The organism is Tistlia consotensis USBA 355 (genome assembly GCF_900177295.1).
GTDB lineage: Bacteria > Pseudomonadota > Alphaproteobacteria > Kiloniellales > DSM-21159 > Tistlia > Tistlia consotensis.
Window position 1 is genome coordinate 91,748 of sequence record NZ_FWZX01000024.1, and the last position, 25,329, is coordinate 117,076.

The 25,329-nt window shown below is 73.2% G+C and carries 26 protein-coding genes and 1 tRNA gene; 16 read left to right on the forward strand and 11 right to left on the reverse strand.

Translation table 11 applies throughout. The annotated features are described in order from the left end of the window. Window positions 1-2: 2 nt before the first annotated feature. Window positions 3-1,139 carry a glycosyltransferase family 4 protein gene (locus B9O00_RS23250; protein WP_085125134.1) on the forward strand — a complete coding sequence of 379 codons (1,137 nt, stop codon included), beginning with the start codon at window positions 3-5 and terminating at the stop codon, window positions 1,137-1,139. On the opposite strand, the gene B9O00_RS23255 is transcribed toward B9O00_RS23250, so the two are convergent. After that, a complete protein-coding gene (locus tag B9O00_RS23255; protein WP_159460304.1) occupies window positions 1,124-1,945 on the reverse strand; it encodes a class I SAM-dependent methyltransferase in 822 nt (273 codons plus the stop codon). The genes B9O00_RS23250 and B9O00_RS23255 overlap by 16 nt on opposite strands. A 130-nt stretch (window positions 1,946-2,075) precedes the next feature. On the opposite strand from B9O00_RS23255, the gene B9O00_RS23260 reads away from it, so the two are divergent. Further along, window positions 2,076-3,251, forward strand: a complete 1,176-nt coding sequence (locus B9O00_RS23260; protein WP_159460305.1) for a glycosyltransferase — start codon at window positions 2,076-2,078, stop codon at window positions 3,249-3,251. Window positions 3,252-3,261: 10 nt separating this feature from the next. Continuing rightward, window positions 3,262-4,122 carry a glycosyltransferase family 2 protein gene (locus B9O00_RS23265; protein ID WP_085125137.1) on the forward strand — a complete coding sequence of 287 codons (861 nt, stop codon included), beginning with the start codon at window positions 3,262-3,264 and terminating at the stop codon, window positions 4,120-4,122. Between the two features lie 14 nt (window positions 4,123-4,136). Here the strand turns inward: B9O00_RS23265 and B9O00_RS23270 are convergent, their stop codons facing one another. Both B9O00_RS23270 and B9O00_RS23275 read right to left on the reverse strand, forming a co-directional pair. Continuing rightward, window positions 4,137-4,871: an FkbM family methyltransferase gene (locus B9O00_RS23270; protein WP_200808635.1), complete on the reverse strand. Its 735-nt coding sequence runs from the start codon at window positions 4,869-4,871 to the stop codon at window positions 4,137-4,139. Next, complete coding sequence (locus B9O00_RS23275; protein WP_085125138.1) at window positions 4,868-6,064, reverse strand: glycosyltransferase; 1,197 nt, start codon at window positions 6,062-6,064, stop codon at window positions 4,868-4,870. Before B9O00_RS23275 ends, B9O00_RS23270 begins: the two co-directional genes overlap by 4 nt. A gap of 229 nt (window positions 6,065-6,293) precedes the next feature. Here B9O00_RS23275 and B9O00_RS23280 point away from each other — a divergent pair, with 229 nt between their 5' ends. Both B9O00_RS23280 and rfaE2 read left to right on the forward strand, forming a co-directional pair. Further along, on the forward strand, window positions 6,294-6,851 hold the full coding sequence (locus tag B9O00_RS23280) for a D-sedoheptulose 7-phosphate isomerase (protein ID WP_437123431.1): 558 nt from the start codon (window positions 6,294-6,296) through the stop codon (window positions 6,849-6,851). 95 nt (window positions 6,852-6,946) lie between these two features. Then, window positions 6,947-8,347 carry a D-glycero-beta-D-manno-heptose 1-phosphate adenylyltransferase gene (gene rfaE2, locus B9O00_RS23285; RefSeq protein WP_322111215.1) on the forward strand — a complete coding sequence of 467 codons (1,401 nt, stop codon included), beginning with the start codon at window positions 6,947-6,949 and terminating at the stop codon, window positions 8,345-8,347. A 4-nt stretch (window positions 8,348-8,351) separates the two neighbouring features. Here the strand turns inward: rfaE2 and B9O00_RS23290 are convergent, their stop codons facing one another. Beyond that, entirely contained in the window at window positions 8,352-8,828 is a 477-nt protein-coding gene (locus B9O00_RS23290; RefSeq protein WP_085125141.1) for an MmcB family DNA repair protein, read from the reverse strand. Between the two features lie 444 nt (window positions 8,829-9,272). Here B9O00_RS23290 and B9O00_RS23295 point away from each other — a divergent pair, with 444 nt between their 5' ends. The 4 genes from B9O00_RS23295 to B9O00_RS23310 are packed head-to-tail and all read left to right on the forward strand — an operon-like array spanning window position 9,273 to window position 11,494. Then, on the forward strand, window positions 9,273-9,536 hold the full coding sequence (locus B9O00_RS23295; protein WP_143596331.1) for a hypothetical protein: 264 nt from the start codon (window positions 9,273-9,275) through the stop codon (window positions 9,534-9,536). A 24-nt stretch (window positions 9,537-9,560) separates the two neighbouring features. Beyond that, entirely contained in the window at window positions 9,561-10,490 is a 930-nt protein-coding gene (locus B9O00_RS34060) for an HTTM domain-containing protein (RefSeq protein WP_085125143.1), read from the forward strand. Next, a complete protein-coding gene (locus B9O00_RS34065) occupies window positions 10,483-11,037 on the forward strand; it encodes an HTTM domain-containing protein (RefSeq protein ID WP_085125144.1) in 555 nt (184 codons plus the stop codon). The genes B9O00_RS34060 and B9O00_RS34065 overlap by 8 nt, the downstream gene beginning before the upstream one ends. Beyond that, a complete protein-coding gene (locus B9O00_RS23310; RefSeq protein WP_085125145.1) occupies window positions 11,021-11,494 on the forward strand; it encodes a thiol-disulfide oxidoreductase DCC family protein in 474 nt (157 codons plus the stop codon). Before B9O00_RS34065 ends, B9O00_RS23310 begins: the two co-directional genes overlap by 17 nt. 51 nt (window positions 11,495-11,545) lie before the next feature. On the opposite strand, the gene B9O00_RS23315 is transcribed toward B9O00_RS23310, so the two are convergent. The 3 genes from B9O00_RS23315 to B9O00_RS23325 form a co-directional block, all read right to left on the reverse strand. Further along, window positions 11,546-12,040, reverse strand: coding sequence for a hypothetical protein (locus tag B9O00_RS23315; protein ID WP_085125146.1), 495 nt, complete (start codon window positions 12,038-12,040; stop codon window positions 11,546-11,548). Between the two features lie 75 nt (window positions 12,041-12,115). Next, the gene (locus B9O00_RS23320; RefSeq protein ID WP_089229776.1) at window positions 12,116-13,432 is read right to left on the reverse strand and encodes an MFS transporter; all 1,317 of its coding nucleotides are present in this window, start codon (window positions 13,430-13,432) and stop codon (window positions 12,116-12,118) included. Window positions 13,433-13,473: 41 nt separating this feature from the next. Further along, window positions 13,474-13,550 (reverse strand) — tRNA-Arg (locus B9O00_RS23325). Window positions 13,551-13,667: 117 nt separating this feature from the next. On the opposite strand from B9O00_RS23325, the gene B9O00_RS23330 reads away from it, so the two are divergent. Then, complete coding sequence (locus B9O00_RS23330) at window positions 13,668-14,798, forward strand: acyltransferase family protein (protein WP_159460306.1); 1,131 nt, start codon at window positions 13,668-13,670, stop codon at window positions 14,796-14,798. Next, window positions 14,795-15,763, forward strand: a complete 969-nt coding sequence (locus B9O00_RS23335) for a hypothetical protein (protein ID WP_085125148.1) — start codon at window positions 14,795-14,797, stop codon at window positions 15,761-15,763. The genes B9O00_RS23330 and B9O00_RS23335 overlap by 4 nt, the downstream gene beginning before the upstream one ends. Window positions 15,764-15,778: 15 nt before the next feature. On the opposite strand, the gene B9O00_RS23340 is transcribed toward B9O00_RS23335, so the two are convergent. The 3 genes from B9O00_RS23340 to B9O00_RS32685 are packed head-to-tail and all read right to left on the reverse strand — an operon-like array spanning window position 15,779 to window position 18,324. Next, a complete protein-coding gene (locus B9O00_RS23340) occupies window positions 15,779-16,990 on the reverse strand; it encodes an alpha/beta hydrolase (protein ID WP_085125149.1) in 1,212 nt (403 codons plus the stop codon). A gap of 3 nt (window positions 16,991-16,993) precedes the next feature. After that, a complete protein-coding gene (locus B9O00_RS23345; protein WP_085125150.1) occupies window positions 16,994-17,995 on the reverse strand; it encodes an ABC transporter ATP-binding protein in 1,002 nt (333 codons plus the stop codon). An 8-nt stretch (window positions 17,996-18,003) separates the two neighbouring features. Further along, the gene (locus tag B9O00_RS32685; RefSeq protein ID WP_143596332.1) at window positions 18,004-18,324 is read right to left on the reverse strand and encodes a hypothetical protein; all 321 of its coding nucleotides are present in this window, start codon (window positions 18,322-18,324) and stop codon (window positions 18,004-18,006) included. Here B9O00_RS32685 and B9O00_RS23350 point away from each other — a divergent pair. The 4 genes from B9O00_RS23350 (at window position 18,323) to B9O00_RS23365 (ending at window position 23,152) form a co-directional block, all read left to right on the forward strand. Further along, the gene (locus B9O00_RS23350; protein WP_085125151.1) at window positions 18,323-18,535 is read left to right on the forward strand and encodes a zinc-finger domain-containing protein; all 213 of its coding nucleotides are present in this window, start codon (window positions 18,323-18,325) and stop codon (window positions 18,533-18,535) included. The genes B9O00_RS32685 and B9O00_RS23350 overlap by 2 nt on opposite strands. Before the next feature lie 26 nt (window positions 18,536-18,561). After that, entirely contained in the window at window positions 18,562-19,269 is a 708-nt protein-coding gene (locus B9O00_RS23355; protein WP_085125152.1) for a hypothetical protein, read from the forward strand. Between the two features lie 55 nt (window positions 19,270-19,324). Further along, complete coding sequence (gene polA, locus B9O00_RS23360; RefSeq protein WP_085125153.1) at window positions 19,325-22,228, forward strand: DNA polymerase I; 2,904 nt, start codon at window positions 19,325-19,327, stop codon at window positions 22,226-22,228. Between the two features lie 99 nt (window positions 22,229-22,327). Then, complete coding sequence (locus B9O00_RS23365; protein ID WP_085125154.1) at window positions 22,328-23,152, forward strand: dienelactone hydrolase family protein; 825 nt, start codon at window positions 22,328-22,330, stop codon at window positions 23,150-23,152. A 48-nt stretch (window positions 23,153-23,200) separates the two neighbouring features. Here B9O00_RS23365 and B9O00_RS23370 read toward each other — a convergent pair whose 3' ends face one another. Next, window positions 23,201-23,692, reverse strand: coding sequence for a hypothetical protein (locus tag B9O00_RS23370; RefSeq protein WP_143596333.1), 492 nt, complete (start codon window positions 23,690-23,692; stop codon window positions 23,201-23,203). Window positions 23,693-23,877: 185 nt separating this feature from the next. Between B9O00_RS23370 and B9O00_RS23375 the strand changes: the two genes are divergently transcribed. After that, window positions 23,878-25,128 (forward strand): flavin monoamine oxidase family protein, encoded by a 1,251-nt coding sequence (locus B9O00_RS23375; protein WP_085125156.1) that lies wholly within the window; start codon window positions 23,878-23,880, stop codon window positions 25,126-25,128. Window positions 25,129-25,329: the final 201 nt, after the last annotated feature.

The window sequence follows — 25,329 nt, forward strand, 5'->3', positions numbered from 1 at the left end:
GGATGCGGATCACGGTCGTCATGGGGCCCTTCCTGCCGGTGCCGCCGCTGCGCGGCGGCGCCGTCGAGAAGATGTGCTTCGCCCTGGGCCGCGACTGGGCCGACCGCGGCCATCGCGTGACCCTGGTCTCGCGGCGCTTTCCCGGCCTGCCGGACGCGGAGGAACAGGGCGGCCTCAGCCACCGGCGGGTCGCCTCGGGCGACGCCCCGGCCGGGCGCCTCGCCTTCCGCCTGGCCGAGGCGCTCTACTGCCGGCGCGTGCTCCGGGTGCTGCCGCCGGCCGAGATCCTGCTGATCAACTCGGTGATCCTGCCCCTGCTGGTGCGCAGCACCCGCTTCGGCGTGCCGATCCACTACGCCGGCCGCATGCCGAAGGGCCAGTACCGCCTCTATCCGCGGCTCGGCCTGGTCGCCGCCATGTCACGGGCGGTGGCCGCCGCGGTCGAGCGCGAGGCGCCGCAGTTCGTCGGCCGGACCGCGACGGTCGGCGGGCCGCTGACCGAGGCCTTCGCGCCGCTCGCTCCCGAGGCGCTGGACGAGCGCCCGGCACGGCTGCTCTACGTCGGCCGGCTGCATCCGGAGAAGGGCGTCCACCTGCTGATCGAGGCCTTCGTGCGCCTCGCCGACGCGACCGGGACCTGGCGGCTCGTCCTGGTCGGCCCCCACGAGGTCGCGGCGGGCGGCGGCGGCGAGGCCTATCTGCAGCGGCTGCGCGCGCTCGCCGCGCCGCTCGGCGAGCGGGTCGAGTTCGTCGGGCCGCTCTACGACGAGCCGGCGCTCCGGGCGCAGTACCGCCGGGCCTCGCTGTTCTGCTACCCCTCGCTCGCCGAGACCGGAGAGGCCCTGGGCATGGCGCCGGTCGAGGCGATGGCGATGGGCGCGGTGCCGATCGTCTCGGCCCTCGACTGCTTCTCCGACTTCCTGGAGCCGGGGCTCGACGGCTTCCGCTTCGACCATCGCGCCGCCGATCCCGTCGCCAGCCTGGCCGAGACCCTGCGGCCGCTGCTCGCCGGCGCGCGCGACCTCGCGCCCCTGCGCGTGCGTGCCCTGGCCGCCGCCGCCCGCTATTCCCTGCCCGCGGTCAGCGGGCGCTTCCTCGACCTGTTCGAGCGCGTGGCCGCGCCTCAGCGCTTCTCGTAGAGCGCCGCGAGCAGCAGGAAGCGGCTCCAGACCCAGTCGGCCAAGCCCTGCGCCGGCAGGCGCAGCGGCCGTCGGACCGCGCGCCCGGCGAGCAGGCGGTCGAGGTCGGCGGGGGCGACCAGGTGCACCGCGTCGGCGTCGACGAAGTAGCCCCGCTCGAACAGCGCCGGCTCCGCCGCGACCCAGAAGTTCGGCCGTCCGCCCAGGCGCACCTTGAGCGCCTGCAGCCAGAGGAACAGGGTCACCGTCAGGCCCTGGGCCCGCGGCCGCGCGCGCAGCGCCGGCGGGACGTAGCCGGGCATGACGTAGGCCGGGCTGAAGATCGCCAGCAGGCCGCCCGGCGCCAGCGCCGAGACGCAGGCCTCGACGACCCGGTCGGGGCGCACCAGGTGCTCGTAGACGAAGGTCGAGAAGATCAGGTCGTAGGGGCCGCCGGCCAGGCCCTCCGCCGCGTCGCCGAGCAGCACCGCCTCGCAGCGCGCGGCCAGCCAGTCGCGGTTGAGCGCGGTCACGTCCTGGGCCGTCAGCTCGATCCGCTGGCGCAGCCCGACCGCTTCCAGCCAGTCGGGAAAGCCGCTGCGCCCGGCACCGAACTCGAGGACGCGCAGTCGGCGTCGCTCGGTCATCGCCGCCTCGATGTGGGGCCGCAGCGCTTCGTAGAAGCGGCTGTGGTCGAGGGACTCGGCGAACTCGAAGTAGCCTTCGTCGGCGGCGTAGAAGGCGGCCAGCCGCGCCTCCAGCCGCCCGAGCTCCGCGGCCGGCCCGCTCCGCGCGCTGACGAGGCGCACGCCGCGGATGCTGCGCACGCCGCCCCCGCTCCCGCCCGCCTCGATGGTCGCCCCCATGGCGAGCTGTTATAAGGGATGGCGGAACAGAGACCTAGCACGGGGACCCGGCTGCCTGCCGGCGGGCCGCGCCTATCGACTCCGAGCGGCCATGCGCATCCTTCACGTCATCGCCAATCTCGACCTGCAGCTCGGCGGCCCCAGCCGCGCCTGCATCGAGATGGCGCGCGCGGTCGCCGCCGCCGGGCACGAGGTCGCGGTCTACACGACCGACTGGAGCGTCGAGGGCCGGACCGACCTGCCGAACGACCGGCCGCTGCTGCGCGACGGCGTCGCCTACCGCTACTTCCGGCACCGCTGGCACGACGGCTGGTGCTGGTCCTGGCCGCTGGCCCGGGCCCTGTGGCGCGACGCCGGCCGCTTCGACCTGGTGCACCTCCATTCGCTCTATCTGTTCCACAGCCTCGTCGCGCCGCGCGCGGCGCGCGCCGCCGGGGTGCCCTACCTGCTGCGCCCGCACGGCACCCTCGATCCGGCAGTCTGGCCGCGCCGGCGCTGGGCCAAGGCGCCGATCGAGCTGGCCTTCCAGAACCGCGACATCGAGGCGGCGGCGGCCCTGCACTACACCAGCGAGGACGAGCGCCTCCTGGCGCGGCCCTACGCCCGTGGCCGGCCGTCACTGGTCGTGCCGCTCGGCCTCGCGACCGGCGACTATGCCGAGCTGCCCGCGCCCGGCGGCTTCCGCGCCGCTCATCCCGGCGTCGGCGACCGGCCGATCCTGCTGTTCCTCGGCCGGCTCGACGCCAAGAAGGGCCTGGACCTGCTGGTGCCGGCCTTCGCGCGGCTGGTCGCCGGCGGTGCCGACCTGCAGCTGGTGCTGGCCGGGCCGGACCGCGGCGCGCGCGCCGGGGCCGAGCGCCGGGTCGCCGATCTGGGGCTGCAGGGCCGGGTCACCTTCACCGGCATGCTGCAGGGCGAGGCCAAGCGCGCGGCCCTGGCCGACGCCGCGCTCTTCGTGCTGCCGTCCTACCGCGAGAACTTCGGGCTGGCGGTGGTCGAGGCGATGGCCTCCGGCCTGGCGGTGGTGATCTCCGACCAGGTCGCGATCTGGCGCGAGGTCGAGGCGGACCGGGCCGGCTGGATCTGCCGCACCGAGGTCGACTCGCTGAGCGAGGCGCTGGCCGCGGCGCTCGCCGATCCCCAACTCCTCGCCGAGCGTGGCCGCCAGGCCCGGGCGTCGGCCCGCGCCCGCTTCGACTGGGCCACCGTCACGCCGCGGCTGTGCGACGGCTATCGGGCGGTCGTCGAGGGGACCCTGTCGCCGTGAGCCGCCCGCCATGACGCTGTCGGTCGTGATCCTGACCCTCGACGCCGAGGCGACGCTGGGCCGGACGCTGGACAGCGTCGCGGGACTCGCCGACGAGGTCTTCTGCGTCGATTCGGGCAGCCGGGACCGCACGGCCGAGATCGCGCGCGCCGCCGGCGCCACGGTGGTCGAGCACCCCTTCGAGCACTACGGCGCACAGCGCAACTGGGCGATCGACAACCTGCCGCTGACCGGCGACTGGGAGCTGCATCTCGACGCCGACGAGCGGCTGACGCCCGAGCTGGCGATCGAGATCCGCGGCCTGCTCGACGGGGCGCCAGCGGCGCTCGCCGGCTGCTACCTGCCGCGCCTGGTGCACTTCCACGGCCAGCCGCTGCGCCACGGCGGCATGTACCCGATCTGGCACCTGCGGCTGTTCCGGCGCGGCCGCGGGCGCTGCGAGGACCGGCTCTACGACCAGCACTTCTACGTCGAGGGCCCGACCGAGCGCCTGTCGGCGCCGATGATCGACGACATGCGCGGCTCCTTCGCGGTCTGGAAGGCGCGGCACCGGCGCTGGGCCAGGCTGGAGGCCGAGCAGCTGCGGCGCGGGGCGGGACCGCGGCCGGGCGTGATCGCCGGCCGCTTCGGCGGCAGCCCGGTCGAGCGCAAGCGCGCGCTGCGCCGGCTCTACGAGGGCCTGCCGCCCTTGGTCCGGCCGTTCCTGCTGTTCGCCTACCGCTTCCTGCTGCGCGGCGGCTTCCGCGACGGCTGGTGGGGCTGGCGCTTCTACTGGCACCAGACGCTCTGCTTCCGCCTGCTGATCGACTGGTATCTCGTCAAGCTGAGGTTGGAGCGCGATCCGATCAGGCCGGCTCGCCCCGGTCGGTGAATCGCGCTCTGGAATCATATGATCGGATCAGGCTCCGAGCGGACAAACAGCAGATCGGCCTGGATCGGATTGCCTGCCGGATCGCTCAGCAGGTTGAAGCGGCCGCTCAGGGCGAAGCCGCGCTCGGCCAGCCAGGCCTCGACCTCGGCGGCCAGGGCCTGGCCCTCGTAGAGCTCGACGTAGGAGCACTCGACGTAGATCCAGCCGACCGCCGGCAGCCGGCTCTCGCAGCCCCTGAGGGCGTCGAGCTCGAAGCCCTGGACGTCCATCTTCAGCAGCGCCGGTGCCGGCATCGCCTCGGCCGGCAGCAGCCGGTCCAGGGGGGCGACCCGCACCGGCCGCGTACCGGTCTCCGCGGTCGTCGGGAAGACCTCGACCTGGCGTGCGCCGATCGGCAGCAGCGAGGAGGAATCCTCCCGGGCCGAGACGTGCATCGTCAGCACCGCCTCGAGGGGACCGACCGCGGCCTCGATCATCCGCGCCTTCGGATCGTTGGCGAACAGCCTGCGGAACCGCGCCGCCGGGCCGGGCAGCGGCTCGAAGGCGACGAGCGGCGCCTGCGGGTAGAGGCGGCGCGCGAGCAGGGCGAACTGCCCCTTGTTGGCCCCGACGTCGAGCACGGAGGCCGGCGCGAGGCCGGCGAGGACCGCTTCGTGCTCGACCGTCATGGCGACGCCGTGACGGAGGCCCCGGCGCCCGGCCGGCGAGGCCAGCAGGCGCAGCAGCTTGACGAGGCGCCGGGCGATCACGACGGCCCGCCCGCCAGCAGCGCCAGGAAGCGCGGCCCGATGCGCTCGATGTCGAAGGTCCGCTCGGCATAGGCGCGGCCGTCGGCGGCCAGCCGCTCGCGCAGGGCGGGATCGCCACGCAGCCGCCGGGCCGCCGCGACGAAGCCGGCCGCGTCGCCGGGCGCGACGCAGAGGCCACCGCCGGCCGCCAGGATGGTGCGCGCCGCCAGGTTCTCGGGCGGAATCGCCGCCAGGATCGGCCGTGCCGTGCAGAGGCTGGTCAGCACCTTGGAGGGCACGGCGAACACGCCAGCCTCCGGCTCCAGGATCGCCAGCAGCACCTCGGCGCTGGCCAGCACCTCGGGCAGCCGGGCGTAGGGCTGCCAGTCGAGCAGGATCAGCCCGGCCAGACCCTCGGCGGCTTTGACCCGCTCCAGGTGGTCGCGGCCCGGTCCCTGGGAGACGACGACGATGCGGACCTCGGGATCGTCCCGGAAGGCGCGGGCCAGGTCGGCCAGCAGCTCGGGATTGTGCTTGAGGCCGAGCGTGCCAGCGTAGAGCAGCACGAAGCGGCCGTCGAGCCCCTGGCCGGCGGACCAGGCGTTGCGCCGCGCGAGCGGCGTCACCTCGGCGAGCGGCGCCCAGTTCTCGATCACCGCGATGCGTTCCGGCGCGACGCCGCGCGCCTCCAGGACCGGCCGGAAGTCCTCGGTGATCGCGACCACCGCCGCGCTGCGCCGCAGGGTCTCGGCCTCGAAGCCGCGCAGCAGCGGGGCGGCCAGGCGGCCGAGCAGCCGGCTGCGCCGGCCGAGGAAGCGGATCGCTGCGTCGGCATAGAGGTCCTGCAGCCAGTAGAGGAAGCGCAGGCCCCGGCGCCGGCAGTAGCGCTGCAGGTGGCGCTGGATCTGCGGCGAGCAGTTGCCCGACAGCACGACCTCCGGGGCGAAGCCGGCGGCGCGGGCGGCCAGGGCCCGGCCGTAGCCGCGCTCCTGCCTGAGCCGTCGCGGCAGGTCGTACTTCGCGACCGGCGTCGTGTCGCCGACCGGCTCGACCGCGAAGCCCGGCGGATCGTCGGCGCGGCGCGCGACGCCGCCCTGCGGCGTCGGGATGCCGGCGGAGTAGAGATGCAGCGTCTCGTGGCCCTGGCGGGCCAGCCAGCGGGACAGCTCGATCTGGAAGGGATGGCCGGAATAGTCGTGGACCAGTATGCGCATCGCTCCCCGAACCGCCCTCAGGCCGCCTCCGCGGCGCAGGCTCCGGCCCCGCCCCTCGTCGCCCGCTCTATAGCATGGGGTCCCGCGGCGGGCGAACCGGCCAGCTTTGCCTTGCCAAGTGGCCGCCGCATCGGGTAGCGAACGGGCCCATCGTCACGGCAGCCGGCCGGGTCTCGCCTTGTTCACCTCCACCTCCTGCTTCGACTTCGACCGCTACCTCGCCACGGAGCTGGAGGAGCACGCCAGCGTCTTCAGCGCGACCCGCGGCGTCGCCGGCGCGGCCATGGGCCGCCTGCTCGACGCCTGCGAGGCCTCGGTGCGCGACGGCGGCAAGCTGCTGTTCTTCGGCAACGGCGGCTCGGCCGGCGATGCCCAGCATCTCGCGACCGAGCTCGTCGTGCGCTACCGCAAGGACCGCCCGGCGCTGCCCGCCATCGCGCTCACGGTCGACAGCTCGGCGCTGACCGCGGTCGGCAACGACCTCGGCTTCGAGCGGCTGTTCGCGCGCCAGATCGAGGCCCTGGGCCGCAAGGGCGACGTCGCCATCGGTATCTCGACCTCCGGGCGCAGCCCCAACGTGCTGGCGGCTCTGAAGGTGGCGCGCGAGCGGGGCCTGGTCGCGGCCGGCTTCACCGGCCACGGCGGCGCCATGGCCGAGCTCGCCGATCCGCTGATCCGCGTGCCGAGCGACAACCCGGCGCGCATCCAGGAGATGCACATCATGCTGGGCCAGATCCTCTGCGGCGCCCTCGAGCGCCGGCTCGGCCTGGTCGAGGACGAGGAATGACCAGCGGTCAGGGCGTGCGGGGGCAGGCGGGAGAGCGCCTCGCCGCCGACCTGCCCGGCCTGCTCGAGTCGCTGCTGGACACGCCGGTCCTGGTCATGGGCGACGCCATGCTCGACCGCTTCGTCGAGGGGCGGGTCGAGCGGATCTCGCCCGAAGGGCCGATCCCGGTGCTGCGCATCGAGCGCGAGTCGGCGACCCTGGGTGGCGCCGGCAACGTGCTGCGCAACCTCGCGGCGCTCGGTCTGGCGCCGCACTTCCTGACCGCCGTCGGCAACGACGTCGCCGGCCGCGACATCCAGCGCCTGGCCGGCGAGATCCTGGGCGGCGGCGCGCGCCTGCTGGTCGACCCGACGATCACTACGACGATCAAGGAGCGCTTCCTGTCCGGCGGGCAGCAGCTGCTGCGCGCCGACCGCGAGGCCGACCAGCTCGCCAAGCCGGCGATCGTCGAGACCCTGCTGGAGCTGGCCGAGGGCCAGCTCGGCGAGGTCAGGGCCCTGCTGCTGTCGGACTACGGCAAGGGCATGCTGCGCCACGAGCGCCTGCCGCGCCTGATCGCGGCCGCGCGGGCCGCCGGCCTGCCGGTGGTCATCGACCCGAAGGGCCGCGACTACAGCCTCTATCGCGGCGCCTCCTTCGTCACGCCAAACCGGCGCGAGCTGCAGGAGGCGAGCGGCCTGTCGGTCGGCGAGCCGGACCAGGTCGTCACCGCCTGCCGCCGGCTGATCGCCGATCACGGCATCGACGCGGTGCTGGCGACGCTCAGCGAGCAGGGCATGATCCTGGTGCGCCGCGACGGCGACTCCGTGCACCTGCCGGCCGAGGCGCGCGAGGTCTTCGACGTCTCGGGCGCCGGCGACACGGTGCTGGCGACCTTCGGGGCGGCGCTCGCCGCCGGCGCCGCTGCCGAGACGGCGGCGCAGCTGGCCAACGTCGCCGCCGGCGTGGTGGTCGGCAAGCGCGGCACGGCGGTCGCCTATCCCGCGGAGATCCTGCGCGCGGCCCAGGCCCAGCGCCTGCGCGGCGCAGAGCTCAAGGTCGTCGACGCCCGCACCGCCGCGCAGGAGGCGGCCGACTGGCGCCGCGCCGGGCTCAAGGTCGGCTTCACCAACGGCTGCTTCGACCTGCTGCACCCGGGCCACATCCACCTGCTCGACCAGGCGCGCGACGCCTGCGACCGGCTGATCGTCGGCCTGAACAGCGACAGCTCGGTCAAGCGCCTGAAGGGCGACGGCCGGCCGATCCAGGACGAGGCGGCACGGGCCACGGTGCTGGCCTCGCTGGCCGACGTCGACCGCGTCGTCGTCTTCGCGGAGGACACGCCCCTGGAGCTGATCGAGCAGATCCGGCCCGATGTCCTGGTCAAGGGGGCCGACTACACGGTCGAGCAGGTGGTCGGCCGAGAGGTCGTCGAGAGCTACGGCGGGCGCGTCGTGCTGGCCGAGCTCAAGCAGGGACACTCGACCAGCGCGACGATCCGCAAGCTGGCCGGCTGAGCGGTCACGCCGGCCGGCCGGGGTCGGCGCCCTGTGGGTCGAGCAGCAGCTGCAGGCGCCGTGCCGCGACCTGGCCGAAGCGCAGGGTCACCGCCTTGCGACGCGCCGCCGCCAGCGGCCGGTGCTCCGCTTCGCGCAGGATCGCCGCGTCGTAGCCGTCGGCCAGGATCAGGCCCTGGTCCTCGGGCAGCACCTCGAGCGGGAAGCCGCGCGGCACGGCGAAGTAGTAGCGCTCGCAGAACGCCAGGTACTCCGGCCACTTCCCGTCGGCGCGGAAGTCGGCGAGCGAGCTCTTGATCTCGACGATGGTCAGCTCGCCGCCGGGCCCGAGGGCGATGACGTCGGCGCGCCGGCCCGAGCGCAGGACGAACTCGGTCAGCCCGACGTGGCCCAGGCGGTCGAGCAGCCGGCAGACGCCGCGCGCGACCTGCCGGGCGACCGGATCGGCGGGCTCGGGCTTGACAGTCGTCGATAACGGCATATTTACATTTCGCTTACAGGATACGGCGCTTCTGCGACATCCGCACGCGGATGTCACATCCTCCAGAGACAGCATGGTGCGATGAGCGGGCAGAGACTTCCAGAGTCCGTCACGGGCACGTCTGTGCCAGAGACGTCGGGCGGCTTGTCGCGGCGCGCCGCCCTGGCGCGCCTAGGTTTCGCGAGCGCCGTTGCTTACGTCGCGCCGGCCCTCGTGCGCATCGACCGTTCGGCCAACGCCAAGGTCCTGCCGACGCCGTGCGAGCCGCCGGGCGGTGGTGGCGGCGGCAAGAACGGCTGCCCGCCGGGTCACAACTGAGAGCCGGTCGGTGGCCGGCTGGAGCTGTTCTTGTGCCGGTGGCTGTGCTATTCGACTGAGCATAAACAGCCTGTAAACGGTCCCTGCGCGATTGTTGGTGTCCTAGGTCCGTTCCGGGAGGAGCCGATGGCAGAGGAAACGAAGCCGATGGAGAGCCGGCGAAGGGCGCTGGTGAAGCTCGGCTTGACCGCGGCGATCGCCTATTCGGCGCCGACGCTGATCCGCGTCGACCGCTCGGCCAACGCGACGGTGTTGCCGACGCCCTGCGGTCCGCCGGGCAGCAGCCATGGCAACAGCCATGGTCACGGCGGCGGCGACGACGACGACGGCGGCAGCTGGGGTGGCGGCTGCCCGCCCGGCCAGGGCGGCGGGCACAGCTGGGACGACTAGCCGGCGACGCCGGGTGACGGTGCGATGAGCGTGCGGTCCGAGGGCAGCGGGCCGGGATCGATCGGCAGGTTGGCCGGGCGTGTCGATGCGGCGCTGTTCCGGCCGGTCGACGGTGCCTCGCTCGTCTTCTTCCGCGTTGCCTTCGGCCTCATCCTGCTGGTCGAGTCGCTGCGCTTCATCGCGCACGACTGGATCCACGAGGAGTTCCTCGAGCCGGTCTTCCACTTCACCTATCGCGGCTTCGGCTGGGTTGCGCCCTGGCCGGGCGACGGGCTCTACTGGCACTTTGCCGGTCTGGCGCTGCTCGCCGCCCTGATCATGCTCGGGGCCTTCTACCGGCTCGCCTGCCTGCTGTTCCTGGTCGGCTTCGCCTACGTCTTCCTGCTCGACCAGACGCTCTACCTGAACCACTTCGTGCTGGTGATCCTGCTCGCCCTGCTGCTGTGCGTCGTGCCGGCGAACCGGGACTGGTCCCTGGACGCCGCCCTGCGGCCCGGCTTTCGCCGGCGCAGCGTGCCGGGCTGGTCGGTCTGGCTGATCCGGATGCAGTTCGAGGTGATGTACCTCTACGCCGGCATCGTGAAGGTGAACGCCGACTGGCTGCGCCTCGAGCCGATGGGCATGTGGCTGGCCCGGCGCGACTACCTGCCGGTCGTCGGGCCGCTGCTCGATACCGACTGGATGGCCGCGCTGACCTCCTACGGCAGCATCCTGCTGCATCTCGTCGGCGCCCCGCTGCTGCTGTTCCGCCGCACCCGCGGCTACGTGGTGGTCGTCTACCTGCTGTTCCACCTGTCCAATCACGTCCTGTTCCAGATCGGCATCTTTCCCTGGCTGGCGATCGCCGGGACCCTGATGTTCCTGTCGCCCGACTGGCCGCGCCGCCTCGTCGCCGGCCTCGCCGACCGCATCCGGTCGGGGCCGCTGGCGGGGCGGGAAGGCAGCCGTGGCTAGGGCCCGGCCGAGCGCCGACGACTGGCCGGCGCCGTCGCGCGCCCGCAAGCGGCTGGTCCTGGGGCTGATTGCGGCCTGGCTCGCCCTGCAGGTGCTGGTGCCGGCGCGGCACTGGCTCTATCCGGGCAATCCGAGCTGGACCGAGGAGGGGCATCGCTTCGCCTGGATGATGAAGCTGCGCGACAAGCTGGCGACCGCCGACTTCACGGTGCGCGACCCGGCGACCGGGCGGACCTGGCAGGTCGACAGCTCGCAGTTCCTGGAGCCCTGGCAGGCGCGCAAGATGGCGACCTGGCCCGACCTCGTCCGGCAGTTCGCGCACTACCTGGCCGCGGTCTGGGTCGAACGGCACGGCGTCGCCGGGGCGGAGGTCCGCGCCCGGGTCTGCGTCTCGCTCAACGGCCGCCCGCCGCAGCTCCTCGTCGACCCGACGATCGACCTGGCCGCGCAGCCGCACAGCTGGGGCCCCGACGACTGGATCCTGCCGCTCGGCGAGCCCTTCGCGCGGCCGCCGGACCGCAGGGGGCGCCATGACCTCGCCTGCTGACGGCCCCGGCCCGGTCATCCTGTTCGACGGCGTGTGCAATCTCTGCGCCGGGGTCGTGCGCTTCGTCGTCCGGCACGATCCGGCCGGTCGCTTCCGCTTCGCGCCGCTGCAGTCGGAGGCGGCCAAGCGCCTGCTCGGCGCCGCCGAGCCTGTCGGGGCGGCCGAGGGCGGCGGCGCCGGCGAGCGCCTGGAGACGATGATCCTGATCGCCGACGGCCGGGTCTACCGCAAGTCGACGGCCGCCCTGCAGACGGCGGCCCGGCTCGACGGCGTCTGGCGGCTCGCCGCGCTGCTGCTGTTGGTGCCCCGGGGCCTGCGCGATGCCGTCTACGACTGGGTCGGGCGCCGCCGCTACCGGTGGTTCGGTCGCACACAGGCCTGCTGGCTGCCCGATGGCGCGCTCGCCGCCCGCTTCCTCGATCCCGGCCAGGATGGCGGCGGCCGGAGGCCCGACTAGGAAATCCGGGGCTCGAGCGGGAAGGGCGCCGGCCCGTGCCGGGCGGCGGGCTCAGCCGCCGCCGAAGAGCGTCGCGATCTGGGCGCGCAGGCCGTCCAGGAAGCCGGCGGCGCTGCCGTCGACGGGCAGCTCGATGCCGGCCGCGGTCTTCAGCATGTAGAACAGGCCGACGAGCGGCACCGCGAGGATCAGCAGGGTCAGCAGGTAGATGAAGATGGTGGTCGAGCGCGAGACCACGCCCTCGGCGCGCAGCCGGTCGAGCTCGCGCCGCTCGTGGCCGAACAGCACGACGAGGTAGAAGCGCTTCCGGCCGATCGGCAGGGAGTGCCGGAAGTCGACCAGGTGGTTGCCCTTGTTGAGGTCGCCGAACATTTGCTTCAGCGCGGTCCGCTGCTCGGGCGTGAAGGTCGCCGCGACCTTGAGATCGATGCGCTGGAAGTACTGCGCCAGGAAGTGGTCGCCCTCGGCGAGCAGCCACGCCCGATGGGCGCGCGAGCGCAGGGAATGGACGGGCTGCTTGGCCAGGGGGCGGAGCTGGGCGGACATGGCGCGCAGTCTGCCGTGCAGGCCGTTGCTGAAGGGTTAACCCGGCGCACCCGGCCCCGCGTCGAGGGATCCGGCTCAGTGGCTGGCCGCCGCCGCGTCGCCTTCCGCGTCCCGCTCCGGCCCGGCCGCGCCGCCGGCCGCGGGCTCGGCGGGCTCGCCGCCGTCGCTCGGCTCGGCACGGGGGTCGAGCTCGAAGACCTGGGCGCTGAGCCGGGGCTCGACGGCGACGAAGGGCTCCTTCGCGTCGCTCGGCAGGGTCGCGCGGCGGCGCATCCGGTAGAGGGCGAAGCCGGCGAGCAGCAGGTGGAAGCAGGCGGTGTAGACGAACAGGCTGCCGTGGCCGAGGTGCTGCATGGCGAGCGAGCCGAGGAACGGCCCGACGACGGCGCCGGCGGCGAAGGTCAGCAGCAGGCCGCTGGAGGTCTCGACCGCGTCGGCCGGGTCGACGTAGTCGTTGGCGTGGGCGACGCAGAGCGCATACATCGACAGCGAGGTGCCCCCGAATCCCGCGGCGGCGAGATAGAGCCCGAGCGGCACCGGCCCGAAGAGGTACAGACAGATGCCGCTGGCCGCTGCGGCCAGGCAGCCGACGATGATCACCCAGCGCCGGTCGAAGCGGTCGGACAAGCGGCCGAGCGGCCACTGCAGCAGGGCCCCGCCGGCGACCGCGACCGACATGAAGAAGGCGACGCTGTCGGTCGTGCCGGTGGTCGCGGTCACGAAGGCCGGCGCCAGGGTCCAGAAGGCGCCGTTGGTGATGCCGACGATCAGGCAGCCGACGAAGCCGACCGGCGACAGGCTGTAGAGCCGCAGCAGCCTGAGGTGCACCGTGGTCGGCAGCTTCGGCGCCATCGCCGTGGTCAGGGCGATCGGCACGACCGCCAGGGTGACCAGGATCGCCACCAGGCTGAACAGCTGGAAGCCGATCGGGTGGCCGACGCCGATCAGCATCTGGCCGCAGACGATGGCGAAGAGGTTGACGACGACGTAGAGCGACAGGATCCGGCCGCGCGTCTCGTTGGTCGAGCGCTCGTTGAGCCAGCTCTCGATCACCGTATAGAGCCCGGCGAAGCAGAGGCCGGTGACGGTGCGCAGGAAGGTCCAGGGCCAGGGATGCGGGAAGATCGCGTGGACCAGCGGTACCGCGGCGGCCAGGGCGGCCAGGGCGGCGAAGGCGCGGATGTGGCCGACCCGCTTGATGATCTGCGGCCCGAGCACGCAGCCCAGGCCGAAGCCCATGAAGTAGAACGAGCCCATCAGGCCGATCGCCGGGGTCGAGAAGTGCTCGAGCTGGGCGCGTACCGGCAGCAGCGTGCCCTGCAGGCCGTTGCCCATGACCAGGATGCCGGCAGAGAGCAGAAGGGCCGCGACCGATCCCAGGATGCTTCGCACGGGGTGGAGGCCCTCTCCCGGCTCGCTCGGTCGAAAAGAATTGGCGGGCCCGTAGGGATTCGAACCCCAGACCTCTTCCTCCGGAGGGAAGCGCTCTATCCAGCTGAGCTACGGGCCCGCGACGCGGAGCGCAAAATATCGTAGCGTTCGCGCCAAACACAAGGCCGCGTTGGCGAGCCGGTGGCGTTTCGCGCTATGGTGGCGCGGACCGGCTCGTGAAAGGAGGGCGCGCGGGGTGGCGCAGGCGGCGGAGGAGATACCGAACCTGTCCGCATTGCGCGGCCTGGCCGCCCTGGCGATCTTCGCCGGTCACTACAACGGCTGGCTCGTAAACAACCTGGAATTGTCGCGCTGGACCGGCCTGGCCGACAAGTTCTACCTGGCGGTCGACCTGTTCTTCCTGATGAGCGGCCTGATCATCGCCCATGTCTACGGACCTTCGTTCGGCCGGCTCGGCGGCCGCGCCTACGGCGATTTCCTGGTCCTTCGGCTGTCGCGCCTCTATCCGCTGCACCTGCTGGTGCTCGGCGCCGTCCTGGCGATCGCGCTGATCCGGCTGCTGCTCGGCGCGGCCGAGGCGCTGCCGCCCTGGCGGGTCGCCGCAACCCTCGGCGAATACCTGACCCTGACCCATGCCTGGGGCACGCAGGCCCCCGTGCCGCTATGGAACCACCCTTCCTGGTCGATCTCGACCGAGTGGGCCGCCTACCTGGTCTTCCCCCTGCTGTTCCCGCTGCTCGGGCGCGGCGGTCGCCCGGCGCAGGCCGCCGTCGCTGCCGGCTGCCTGGCCGGCCTGGTCTGGCTCGCCGGGCTCGATCCCGTGGCGCAGCTCGACCGCTCCTACGACCTCGGCCTGCTGCGCTGCCTCTTCGGCTTCTGGCTCGGCGTGCTGCTGCAGGGCCGCTACGCGGCCTGGCGGGAGCGGCCGCTCGGCCGGCTGATCGGCGGCGACGCCGTCCTGCTCGGCCTCGGCCTGCTGCTGCTGATCCTGCTGCAGTTCCGCGCGCCGGACCTGCTGAGCTATCTGCTGCTGCCGCCCCTGGTGCTGGCCGCGGCGCTCAACCGCGGGCGCCTCGGCCGGCTGCTCGAGGCGCGGCCGCTGCGCTGGCTCGGCGAGATCTCCTACGCCCTATACATGATCCACGCCCTGCTGCTCGGCCTGTTCCTCTTCGTCGCGGTGCACCTGCTCGGCTTCCCCTTCGGCCCGGGGCAGGCCCTGCTCTGGTTCCTGCTGCTGGCCCCGGCCTGCCTCCTCTCGGCTCACCTGGTGAACCGCCAGTTCGAGCGGCCGGCGCGACTCTGGCTGCGCCGGCTGCGGCCGCGCGGCGGGACAGGCGGCCGGGGCGGCGTGGCGGTCGCCGAATGAGCCGGGTCTGGACCGCGTTCTACTGGCTGGTGCTGACGCTGCTGGCGCTGCGCTTCGCCGACCTGCACCACGGCGCCGGGCTGGAGTATCCGCCGGCGACCCTCGACCTGCTGCTCGCCGGCAAGGCGGCCTCGCCCTTCCAGTACCGCGTGCTCTCGGTCGGCGCGCTGGCCCTGCTGATCGGCCCCCTCGGGCTGCCGCGCGAGGCGGCGATCCTGCTGCTCGACTGGCTGGCGCTGCTCGCCCTGCTGGTCCTGCTCGACCGGCTGTTCCGGCACTTCGAGCTCGACCGCCGCCTCGCGCGCCTCGCCGTCGCGCTGGTCTTCCTGCCGCTGCTCAGCCTCTTCGTCGCCCTCGAGTACCTGCGCTTCTGGTATCCCTGGGACCTGGTCCAGATCGCCTTCACGGCGGCCGCCTGGCTGGCCCTGCTGCAGCGCCGGCCGTGGCTCTACGCCGCGGTCTTCCTGCTCGCCACGGTCAACCGCGAGACCTCCTTCCTCTTCGCCTTCCTGTTCCTGGCGCTCTACTGGCCGCGCTGGCCGCTGTGGCGGCTCGGCCTCGCGATCGCGCTGCAGGCCGCGGCCTGGCTGGCGATCAAGCTGGCGATCCAGGCGGCGGTCGGGCCGCTGCCCGGCGAGGGCCTGGCGGCCTTCAAGCTGCTCGACAACCTGCTCAGCCTGGTCCACCAGCCGGTCGATTCGCTGGTCCTGCTGGCGGCCTTCGGCGGCGCCTGGCTGCCGGTGCTGATCTTCTGGCGTCGCATCCCGCGTGCCGCGCTGCGCCGCTCGCTGCTCGCGGCGCCGCCTTTCCTGGCGGTGCTGCTGGTCGTCGCCAACCTCTACGAGGTGCGCGTGCTCGGCGAGCTGGTGCCGCTGGTCTGGGTGCCGGCGGCGCTGCTGGCGGCCGCCTGGCTGGGCCTCGACCCGCCCGGCCGCGACCGCCTGGGCGACCCGGCGGCGGGGTGACGAGGGGCGGCGGGGCTACTTCGCGTCGAAGCCCCTGTCGGCCAGGCCGGCGACCAGCGAGGGCGGGGGCAGCGCCGGGTGGGCGATCCAGGCGGTGATGTCGTCGTAGACGACCGGTGCCTGCAGGTCGCGCAGCAGCAGGTGCCAGCCCTTGGGATAGACGACCAGGTGGGTGTCCGGCCGCTTCGGCAGGTCGTGCCACAGCATCTCGACCGGCTTCTCCGGAATCAGCTCGTCGTGCTCGCCGTAGAGCAGCAGGACCGGCGCCTTGACCCCGGGCGCCGCCTCCAGGGCCTTGCCCATCAGGTCGACCAGGCCCTGCAGCGTGTCGACCCGCGTGTACTTGATGACCAGCGGGTCGCGGCCGAGCGCCTTCAGGGCCTCGATGTTGTCGCTCGCCTGGATGTTGTTGCCCTGGCCGGAGGGCCTGAGGCCGGGCACCAGCCGCACCGCGAGCCAGAGCGCCCAGCGCTGGTACCAGGGCTGCAGGTCGCTCGACCAGACCGCCGGCGCCGCGAGGACGACGCCGTCGATCGGCGGCGGGTCGGGGCCGCTGGCGGCCAGCAGCGCGACCGCGCCGCCCATCGATTCGCCCAACAGGTAGAGCGGCTTGCCGGGATAGCGCCGGGCCAGCAGCCGGAGCGCCGTGCGGGCGTCGTCCGCCATGCGCTCGCTGCCGGCCCAGAGGCCGCGGTTCGGCCCGGCGCCGAAGCCGCGCTGGTCGTAGGCGTAGAGTGCGATGCCGGCCTTGACGAAGGCCGGCGCGGCGTCGGTGAAGGCGGCGCTGTGGTCGTTGAAGCCGTGCAGCGCCAGCACCACCGCCTTCGGCTCGTCGGCCGCCCGCGGGTCGGCGGACGGGTCGCCGCCCAGGGTACCGCCCAGGGGGTCGCCCAGGGCGCCGCCATCGACGGCGGCACTGGCCGTCTGCCCGTCGGCGGTCAGGCCGGCGGGGGCGCCGTCCCCCTCCGCAGTCCCGGGAAGCCAGGCCCTGAGCGGCAGCTTCAGGCCGTCGGAGGCCACGAAGTCGGCGGCGGCACGCTGGTCGGTCAGGCGCTGCAGCTCGAGGTGCGGCGCCGTGGCGCCGGGGCCTGGCGGCGCCAGCCGCTCGGTGCAGGCGGCGAGCGCGGCGAGCAGCAGCGCCCCGGCCAGCAGCCTGGCGCCGGCCGCCGTTCCGCGGCGGCGCGGGCCTCCGGCGGCCCGCTTCTCGGGGAGGCTCGTTCTGCTCACGCCTCAGTGTTCGTCGTCATGGGCTCCGCGGGTCAGCTGCAGGAAGATGTCCTCGAGATCGGTCTCGACCGTCCTCAGGTCGACGATCTCCAGCCCGGCCTCCTGCGCGGCGGCGAGGATCCGGCCGACCGGGCTGGCGCTGGTGCGGTAGCGGAACACCAGGCGGTCGGGCGCCGCCAGCTCGGGCTCGAAGGCGGCCAGCGGCGCCGGCACCTCGGCGAGCGGCCGGGCGACGACCAGCTGCAGCTCCTTGTTGTCGAGCCGGCGCACCAGCGTCTCGGTCGGGTCGCAGGCGATCACCTTGCCGCGGTTGATGATCGCGATGGTGTCGCAGAGCTCCTCGGCCTCTTCCAGGTAGTGGGTGGTCAGCAGGATCGTGGTGCCCAGGCGGTTCAGCTCGCGCACCCGGCCCCAGAGCTGCTGGCGCAGCTCGATGTCGACTCCGGCGGTCGGCTCGTCGAGCACCAGGACCGGCGGGTTGTGGACCATCGCCTTGGCGACCATCAGGCGCCGGCGCATGCCGCCCGAGAGGGTCCGGGTGTAGGCTTCCGCCTTGTCGGCGAGGCCGAGGATGCCGAGGATCTCGCGGGTCCGGCGCTCGCGCGGCGGCACGCCGTAGAGGCCGGCCTGCAGCTCCAGCATCTCGTAGGGCGTGAAGAAGGGGTCGATGTTGAGCTCCTGCGGCACGACGCCGATCGAGGCGCGCGCCTGGCGGGTCGCCTTGTCGATGTCGTTGCCCCAGATCCGCACCGTGCCGCCGGTCTTGGTGACCAGGCCGGCCATGATGTTGATCATCGTCGACTTGCCGGCGCCGTTCGGGCCGAGCAGGCCGAACACGCAGCCGCGCGGAATCGTCAGGCTGACGTCGGAGAGCGCGTGCAGCGGCGCCGACTTGCCGGCGGCACGATAGGTCTTCTCGAGATGCTCGATCTCGACGGCGTTGTCGGGCAGCGAGGCATCGGCCGCGAGCGGGTCGGCGGCCGGCAGGGTGGCGGTGTCTGGCATGGCGTCCTCTAGGTAAGCCCGCCGGGCAGCCGCGACAAGCGCCGGTTTGGCGCGCGGGGACGGCGCGCGCCTTCTTCCATCCCGTCATCCTCGCGAAAGCGAGGATCCAGAGAAGAGAGCGGCCGGCGCGGACCGTCGCGAGTCCGTGCGGGCGTTTTCGTCCTCTGGATCCTCGCTTTCGCGAGGATGACGGTGAAGAGGGCGAGGATCGCCACGAAGACGCCGCCGCCTTGCCAGCCGGCGCGGCCATCATTGATCGAACTCGCGGAGCGGCTATTATCCCGGCCGATCGAACCCGCCCCGCCCGAGCCTTCCGAAGGAAGCCCCATGGCCACTGCCGCGCCCACCCCCAGCGTCCCTGCCCACGACGCCCCCGAGACCGTGACCGTGGAGCAGGAGATCGTCGCCTGCGACGGCGGCGTCGGCGCGCTCGGCCATCCGCGCGTCTTCCTCAACATGGAAGGCAAGGGCTTCGTCGACTGCCCCTACTGCGACAAGCGCTTCGTCCTGAAGGCAGGCGCCGGCGGCCGCGGGCACTGAGCCCGAGCCCTACCGGAGGACAGGGGATGCTCCGACTGGCCGCGCTGCTGGCTTCGCTCTGCCTGCTGGCAGGCTGCGTGACGACCGGCTCGCAGACCGTCAGGGCCCTGCCGCCCGGCAAGAGCCTCGCCGTCGTCTCGGGGCTCGGCGACGAGCTGGCGATGCGCGGCGACTGGCTGATCCAGACCGGCGACAACACGGCCAAGGTCGAGGTCGCCGACTGGCGGATCGACGGCCAGGTCGAGGACCAGCTCAAGTCCCTGCTGCAGGCCGGCGGCCGCTTCCGGCTGGTCGACTGCACACCCGACCGTGAGGCGCTGAACGCGATCGTGGCGCAGCGACGGACCTGGACCAGCGACTATCTGCCGCCGGTCATGCAGAGGCTGCGCGCCGACTGCGACGCCGATCTCTACCTCTTCGTCCTGCCGGCGCGGGAAGGGCTGTTCGGCGGCGGCTACGGTCCGACGGTGCGCGGCTACGGCCTCTATCGGCGCAGCTTCCTGGGCAGCGAGAGCGCCGTCGCCTACACCTTCCTCTGGCTCTACCTCTTCGACCGCAGCGGCGCCGAGCCGGTCGGCAGCGCCCTGATGCGCGAGCTCCACGCCCTCGACGACCACCGGGCGCTCGACCCGGCGCACTTCCCGCCGGAGCAGAAGGCGACGGCGCGCGCCATGATCGAGCGCCTGCTGCGCGAGCATCTGCCGGAGAACCTGCACGCCCTGGGCATGACCTGAGCGGCGCGGCTCCGGCCGGCTCGACTCCGCCGCCCCGCCGCGCCATTCTCCGGCCATGACCGACGCTCCTGAGACGACCGCCGCCGCGCAGACCGCCGGCAAGCCGCCCTACCGCCACCTCTACCTGGTCGACGGCTCCGGCTACATCTTCCGCGCCTTCTTCGCGATCCCGCCGCGCATGACCTCGCACGGCCTGCACGTCAACGCCGCCTTCGGCTTCACCAACATGCTGATCAAGCTGCTGCGCGAGAGCGACGCGGACGGCATCGCGGTGATCTTCGACGCCAGCGGCGAGTCCTTCAGGAACGCGCTCTATCCCGCCTACAAGGCGCAGCGCGACGAGCCGCCGGATGAGCTGGTGCCGCAGTTCGCGATGATCCGCGAGGCGACCCGCGCCTTCAACCTGCCCTGCATCGAGAAGCAGGGCTTCGAGGCCGACGACATCATCGCGACCTACGCCCGCCAGGCGCGCGAGGCCGGCATCGACGTGACCGTCGTGTCCTCCGACAAGGACCTGATGCAGCTGGTCGGCGGCAGCGTCACCATGCTCGACCCGATCAAGAACCGGCCGATCGGCGTCGAGGAGGTGCGCGAGAAGTTCGGCGTCACCCCCGACAAGGTCGTCGAGGTCCAGGCCCTGGCCGGCGACCCGACCGACAACGTGCCGGGCGTGCCGGGCATCGGCATCAAGACCGCGGCGCAGCTGATCGGCGAGTACGGCGACCTGGAGTCGCTGCTCGCCCGCGCCGCGGAGATCAAGCAGCCGAAGCGCCGCGAGAAGCTGATCGAGCACGCCGAGGACGCGCGGATCTCGCTCAAGCTGGTGACCCTGCGTGACGACGTGCCCCTGGAGGAGACGCTCGACCAGTTCGGCCTCAAGGAGCCGGAGCCCGAGACCCTGAAGGGCTTCCTGGAGCGCTACGAGTTCCGCTCGATCCTCAACCGCCTGGCCGACAAGCTGGGCGACGTGGTGCCGGACGAGAAGGAGGCGGGCAAGGGCCTGCCGCTGGCCGCCCCGGCCCCGGCGGCGGCCCCCGGCCCGCTCGCCGACCTGGCCGCCCCGGCCCCGGCGCCGGCGGCCGCGCCCGGCGCGCCGGCCTACGCGCTGGTGCGCGACGAGGCGGCGCTCGAGGCCTGGATCGCCGAGGCGGTGGAGAAGGGCATCGTCGCGGTCGACACCGAGACGACCAGCCTGGACCCCGAGCGCGCCGAGCTGGTCGGCGTCTCGCTGGCGACGGCGGCGGGCCGCGCCTGCTATCTGCCGCTCGGCCACCGCACGCCGAGCGAGGGCGAGGCCGACCTGCTGAGCACGCCGGAGCAGGTCGGCGGCAGCCTGCTGGAGGGCCAGATCCCGATCGAGCGCGCGCTCGCGCTGCTGCGCCCGCTGCTCGCCGACCCGACCGTGCTGAAGGTCGGCCAGAACCTGAAGTACGACATGCGCATCCTGGCCAAGCACGGCGTCACGGTCGCGCCCTTCGACGACACGATGCTGCTCTCCTACGTGCTGGAAGGCGGCCTGCACGGCCACGGCATGGACGAGCTCAGCGAGCTGCACCTCGGCAAGACGCCGATCCCCTACAAGGCGGTCTGCGGCAGCGGCAAGTCGCAGATCACCTTCGACCGGGTCGCGCTCGACACGGCCTGCGACTACGCCGCCGAGGACGCCGACATCACCCTGCAGCTCTGGCAGGTGCTGAAGCCGCAGCTCGCGACTCGGCACCTGACCGCGGTCTACGAGGTCATGGAGCGGCCCCTGGTGCCGGTGCTGGCCGAGATGGAGCGGGCCGGCATCAAGGTCGACGCCGGCATCCTGAGGCGCATGTCGAACGACTTCGCCCAGCGCCTGGAGGGCCTGGAGGAGGAGATCTACAAGCTGGCCGGCCGCCGCTTCACGATCGGCAGCCCCAAGCAGCTCGGCGAGATCCTGTTCGACGAGATGGGCCTCGCCAGCCAGGGCCGGAAGGGCAAGTCGGGGGCGCTCTCGACCGGCGCCGACATCCTGGAGCAGCTGGCGGCGCAGGGCCACGAGCTGCCGCGCAAGGTGCTCGACTGGCGCCAGCTGGCCAAGCTGAAGTCGACCTACACCGACGCCCTGCAGGGCCAGATCACCGCCGACGGCCGGGTCCACACCTCCTACAGCCAGGCCGTCGCCTCGACCGGGCGCCTCTCGTCCAACGACCCGAACCTGCAGAACATCCCGGTGCGCACCGAGGAGGGCCGCAAGATCCGCTCGGCCTTCATCGCCGAGCCGGGCCACACCCTGCTGTCGGTCGACTACAGCCAGATCGAGCTGCGCCTGGCCGCCGACATCGCCGGGGTCGAGGCGCTGCGCCAGGCCTTCGCCGAGGGCCTGGACATCCACGCCATGACCGCCAGCCAGGTCTTCGGCGTGCCGCTCGACCAGATGGACCCGGCGACCCGGCGCAAGGCCAAGGCGATCAACTTCGGCATCATCTACGGCATCTCGCCCTTCGGCCTGGCCCAGAACCTGGGCATCGAGCAGGGCGAGGCGCGCGCCTACATCGCCGCCTACTTCGAGCGCTTCCCGGGCATCCGCGACTACATGGACCGCATGAAGGTCGAGGCCAAGGAGCGCGGCTACGTCACCACCCTGTTCGGCCGCCGGGTCCACGTGCCAGCGCTGCTCGACAAGAACCCGGCGCGCCGCCAGTTCGGCGAGCGCGCGGCGATCAACGCGCCGATCCAGGGCACCGCCGCCGACATCATCAAGCGCGCCATGATCCGCGTGCCGCCGGCCCTGGAGCGGGCCGGCCTGAAGGCGAGAATGCTGCTGCAGGTCCACGACGAGCTGCTGTTCGAGGTGCCCGACGACCAGCGCGAGGAGACCGCCGCCCTGGTCAAGGAGGTCATGGAGGGCGCCGCCGCCCCGACCGTGAACCTCTCGGTACCGCTGGTCGCCGACGTCGGCCAGGGCGCCAGCTGGGCCGAGGCGCACTGAGGCGCGGCGCACCCGATCATCTTTTCGTTAGCGCTCTCCTCCCGCCCCCGAGTCGCGCCATACTCCCGTCACGAGCAATCCGAGGGAGGAGCCGACCCGATGCCCGACAGCAGACCGCTCGCGTCCGATCCGCATCCCCTGCCGCCCGATCCGCGCCGCCGGCGCCTGCTCGGCACCCTGGCGGCGCTGCCGCTGGTGCCGAGCCTGGCGGCGGTCCTGGCCGATCCCGAGCTGGCGGCGGCGGCCGCCGCCGGCACCGAGACCGTGACCCTGACCACCGAGGGCGGCCGCAAGGTCTCGGCGGCGCTGGCCGTGCCGGCGCGGACGCCGGCGCCGGCCGTGCTGCTGGTCCACGAGTGGTGGGGCCTCAACGACCAGATCAAGTCGATGGCCGCCGAGTGCGCCAGGGAGGGCTACCTGGCGCTCGCCGTCGACCTCTACGGCGGCCGGGTCGCCGACACGGCCGAGGGCGCCCAGGCGCTGATGGGCGCGGTCGATGCCGCGGCCGCGACCGATACCCTGAAGTCCTGGATCGACTGGCTGAGGCGGGAGCCGCGCTCGACCGGCAAGGTCGGCACGATCGGCTGGTGCTTCGGCGGCGGCTGGTCGCTCAACGCGTCGCTCGCCGCCCCGGTCGAGGCGACGGTGATCTACTACGGCCGGGTCGACAAGACCGCGGCGCAGCTGGCGCCGCTGAAGGGGCCGGTGCTCGGCCACTTCGCGACCCGCGACAACTGGATCAACCACGCGATGGTCGCCGGCTTCGAAAAGGCGATGGACGAGGCCGGCAAGAGCTACACCGACTACTGGTACGACGCCGACCACGCCTTCGCCAACCCGACCGGCGCCCGCTACGACAAGGCCGACGCCGCCGAGGCCTGGGAGCGCACCAGGGCCTTCCTGGCGAAGCAGCTGAAGGGGTAGCACGATACCTCTCCCCGAGCGGGAGAGGTGACAAGCGGGAGCGGCGGCTCAATAGGGCCGCGCGACGACCTGGACGCCGGCGGTCATCTGGTCGATGACCTGCTGGCCGAGCGGCTCGAGGTCGACCCTGGCGCTCTCCAGCAGCCTGCGCAGCGAGGAGAGGTGGAAGCGGGTGCGCTCGGCCTCGCCGCGCTCCTTGTAGATGCCGGCGAGCAGCAGGTGCGCGATCGCCGCCTCGCGGCTGTGCGGGCGACCCAGCTCCTCGCTGAGCGCGATCATGCGCTGGTTGTAGACCTCCAGGAAGACGTCGCTCTTGAACTGGTCGTGCGCCAGCCGGCTGCCGCGCTCGATCATCGAGGGGAAGTAGCGCGCCAGCAGCTGCTCCTTGACCCGGTTGATCTCGTAGTCCGGCGCCTGGCGCCGGCTCGCCTCGGCGATGCGCCGCTCCAGCTCGACCACCACCGGATCGGCCGGGCCCTGCTCGAGCGACCGCCGCACGGCCTCCTGAGTCTGCTGGTCCATCGTCCCGTCTGCTGCCATGCCCGCTCCTCCCCAGTCGCTTCCGCCGGACCGCGGCGCGCGGTGCCCGCCGCACGGCAAGGGGACGCGCCGGGGCGGCCGCTTGTGAAGCCCGGCGGCGGCGCGGGCCGGGCCGGATGCTTCCGGGGGCGGCGCGCGCGTGCTAGGGGACGCCCGGCAGGGCCGGGCGGAGCGGGGAGGACGCGATGACGCGCGACGTGGTGGTGATCGGGGCCGGCGCCGCCGGCATCGCGGCGGCGCGGCGGCTCGCCGAGCTGGGCCTGAGCTTCGCCCTGCTCGAGGCCAGGGGACGTGTCGGCGGCCGGGCGGCGAGCGACAACGAGACCTTCGGCGCGCCCTTCGACCTCGGCTGCCACTGGCTGCACTCCCCGGCGCACAACCCGCTCAAGGCCGAGGCCGACGCCCTCGGCATCCGCTACCTCGGGCACGGCCAGGAGGGCCGCTACGCCCGGGACGGCCGGCTGCTGGACGCCGGGGAGCAGGCCGTCTGCGACGCCTACCTCAGCGCCTGCCTCGAGCGGGTCGCCGCGGCCGGCCGGGAGGGCCGGGACTGCGCCGTCTCGGCTCTCTTCGACGGCGCGGACGGCCGGCATCCGATCTTCGAGGCCGAGTTCACCGCCAAGCAGGGGGTGCCGCCGGAGCAGGGCTCGACCCTCGACTTCGCCCGCTATCTCTGGGTCGGCGAGGACCTGCCGGTGATCGGCGGGCTGGGCAACCTGGTCGCGCGCCTCGCCGAGGGCCTGCCGGTCAGCCTGGACACGCCGGTCTCGCGGGTCCGCCAGGGTGGCGCGGGCGCGCTCGGCGTCGAGACCGCGCGCGGCACCCTTGAGGCCCGCAGCGTCATCGTCACGGTCTCGACCGGCGTGCTGCGCAGCGACGCGATCCGCTTCGAGCCGGGGCTGCCCGACTGGAAGCGCGCGGCCCTGGAGGGCCTGCCGATGGGCAGCTGCAACAAGGTCGCGCTGGGCTTCCGCCGCAGGCCCGACCTGCCGGCCGACTGCGAGGTCATGCCGCTGCGGGGGGCGGCGGAGCCGGTCGAGCTGGTGCTGCGGCCGGGCGGGCGCGACCTCGCCGTCGCCATGGTCAGCGGGCCCTTCGGCAAGGCGCTCGCCGAGGCCGGCGCGGCGGCCATGGCCGACTACGCCCTGGACCGCCTGGTCGAGCTGTTCGGCAGCGGCCTGCGCGAGGCCGTCGGTCCGGCCCGCGCCGTCGCCGCCTGGGACCTCGACCCCTGGGTGCGGGGCTACGTCTCGGCGGCCCTGCCGGGACGCGCCGACGCGCGCCTCGACCTCGCGCGGCCGGTCGACGACCGGCTGTTCTTCGCCGGCGAGGCGACCTCCCTGCAGTTCATGGGCGACGTCCACGGCGCCTGGCTGAGCGGCATCGAGGCCGCCGAGGCGGCGGCCCGGGCACTGGGTGTCGTGACGGCTCGTTGAGCCGTGTCCTTGCCGGCCCGCTCCCCCACCCGGCCACCCACGGCAGTATCCTGGAATGGGCGGCCGGGTGGGGGAGCGGGCCGGCGAGGACAAATCGAGAGCGCGACCCCTAGCAGGCTGCTGAAAAAGTGTCTTCCGGCTCTGTGCGGGAGGTGATTCGATTCCGTCATGGTGTTGCCGAGGGAGGCTTGGCATGCGCGG

Excerpts from the sequence above, each read along its gene's own strand:
- B9O00_RS32685 (WP_143596332.1), bottom strand. The coding sequence starts at position 18,324 with ATGGGGCTTCCTTCGGAAGGCTCGGGCGGGGCGGGTTCGATCGGCCGG.
- polA (WP_085125153.1), top strand. The coding sequence starts at position 19,325 with ATGACCGACGCTCCTGAGACGACCGCCGCCGCGCAGACCGCCGGCAAG.
- B9O00_RS23310 (WP_085125145.1), top strand. The coding sequence starts at position 11,021 with ATGACCTCGCCTGCTGACGGCCCCGGCCCGGTCATCCTGTTCGACGGC.
- B9O00_RS23275 (WP_085125138.1), bottom strand. The coding sequence starts at position 6,064 with ATGCGCATACTGGTCCACGACTATTCCGGCCATCCCTTCCAGATCGAG.
- B9O00_RS23350 (WP_085125151.1), top strand. The coding sequence starts at position 18,323 with ATGGCCACTGCCGCGCCCACCCCCAGCGTCCCTGCCCACGACGCCCCC.
- B9O00_RS23375 (WP_085125156.1), top strand. The coding sequence starts at position 23,878 with ATGACGCGCGACGTGGTGGTGATCGGGGCCGGCGCCGCCGGCATCGCG.
- B9O00_RS34060 (WP_085125143.1), top strand. The coding sequence starts at position 9,561 with ATGAGCGTGCGGTCCGAGGGCAGCGGGCCGGGATCGATCGGCAGGTTG.
- B9O00_RS23295 (WP_143596331.1), top strand. The coding sequence starts at position 9,273 with ATGGCAGAGGAAACGAAGCCGATGGAGAGCCGGCGAAGGGCGCTGGTG.
- B9O00_RS23250 (WP_085125134.1), top strand. The coding sequence starts at position 3 with ATGCGGATCACGGTCGTCATGGGGCCCTTCCTGCCGGTGCCGCCGCTG.
- B9O00_RS23265 (WP_085125137.1), top strand. The coding sequence starts at position 3,262 with ATGACGCTGTCGGTCGTGATCCTGACCCTCGACGCCGAGGCGACGCTG.
- B9O00_RS23260 (WP_159460305.1), top strand. The coding sequence starts at position 2,076 with ATGCGCATCCTTCACGTCATCGCCAATCTCGACCTGCAGCTCGGCGGC.
- B9O00_RS23335 (WP_085125148.1), top strand. The coding sequence starts at position 14,795 with ATGAGCCGGGTCTGGACCGCGTTCTACTGGCTGGTGCTGACGCTGCTG.
- B9O00_RS23355 (WP_085125152.1), top strand. The coding sequence starts at position 18,562 with ATGCTCCGACTGGCCGCGCTGCTGGCTTCGCTCTGCCTGCTGGCAGGC.
- rfaE2 (WP_322111215.1), top strand. The coding sequence starts at position 6,947 with ATGGGCGACGCCATGCTCGACCGCTTCGTCGAGGGGCGGGTCGAGCGG.
- B9O00_RS23365 (WP_085125154.1), top strand. The coding sequence starts at position 22,328 with ATGCCCGACAGCAGACCGCTCGCGTCCGATCCGCATCCCCTGCCGCCC.
- B9O00_RS23345 (WP_085125150.1), bottom strand. The coding sequence starts at position 17,995 with ATGCCAGACACCGCCACCCTGCCGGCCGCCGACCCGCTCGCGGCCGAT.
- B9O00_RS23290 (WP_085125141.1), bottom strand. The coding sequence starts at position 8,828 with ATGCCGTTATCGACGACTGTCAAGCCCGAGCCCGCCGATCCGGTCGCC.
- B9O00_RS23315 (WP_085125146.1), bottom strand. The coding sequence starts at position 12,040 with ATGTCCGCCCAGCTCCGCCCCCTGGCCAAGCAGCCCGTCCATTCCCTG.
- B9O00_RS23370 (WP_143596333.1), bottom strand. The coding sequence starts at position 23,692 with ATGGCAGCAGACGGGACGATGGACCAGCAGACTCAGGAGGCCGTGCGG.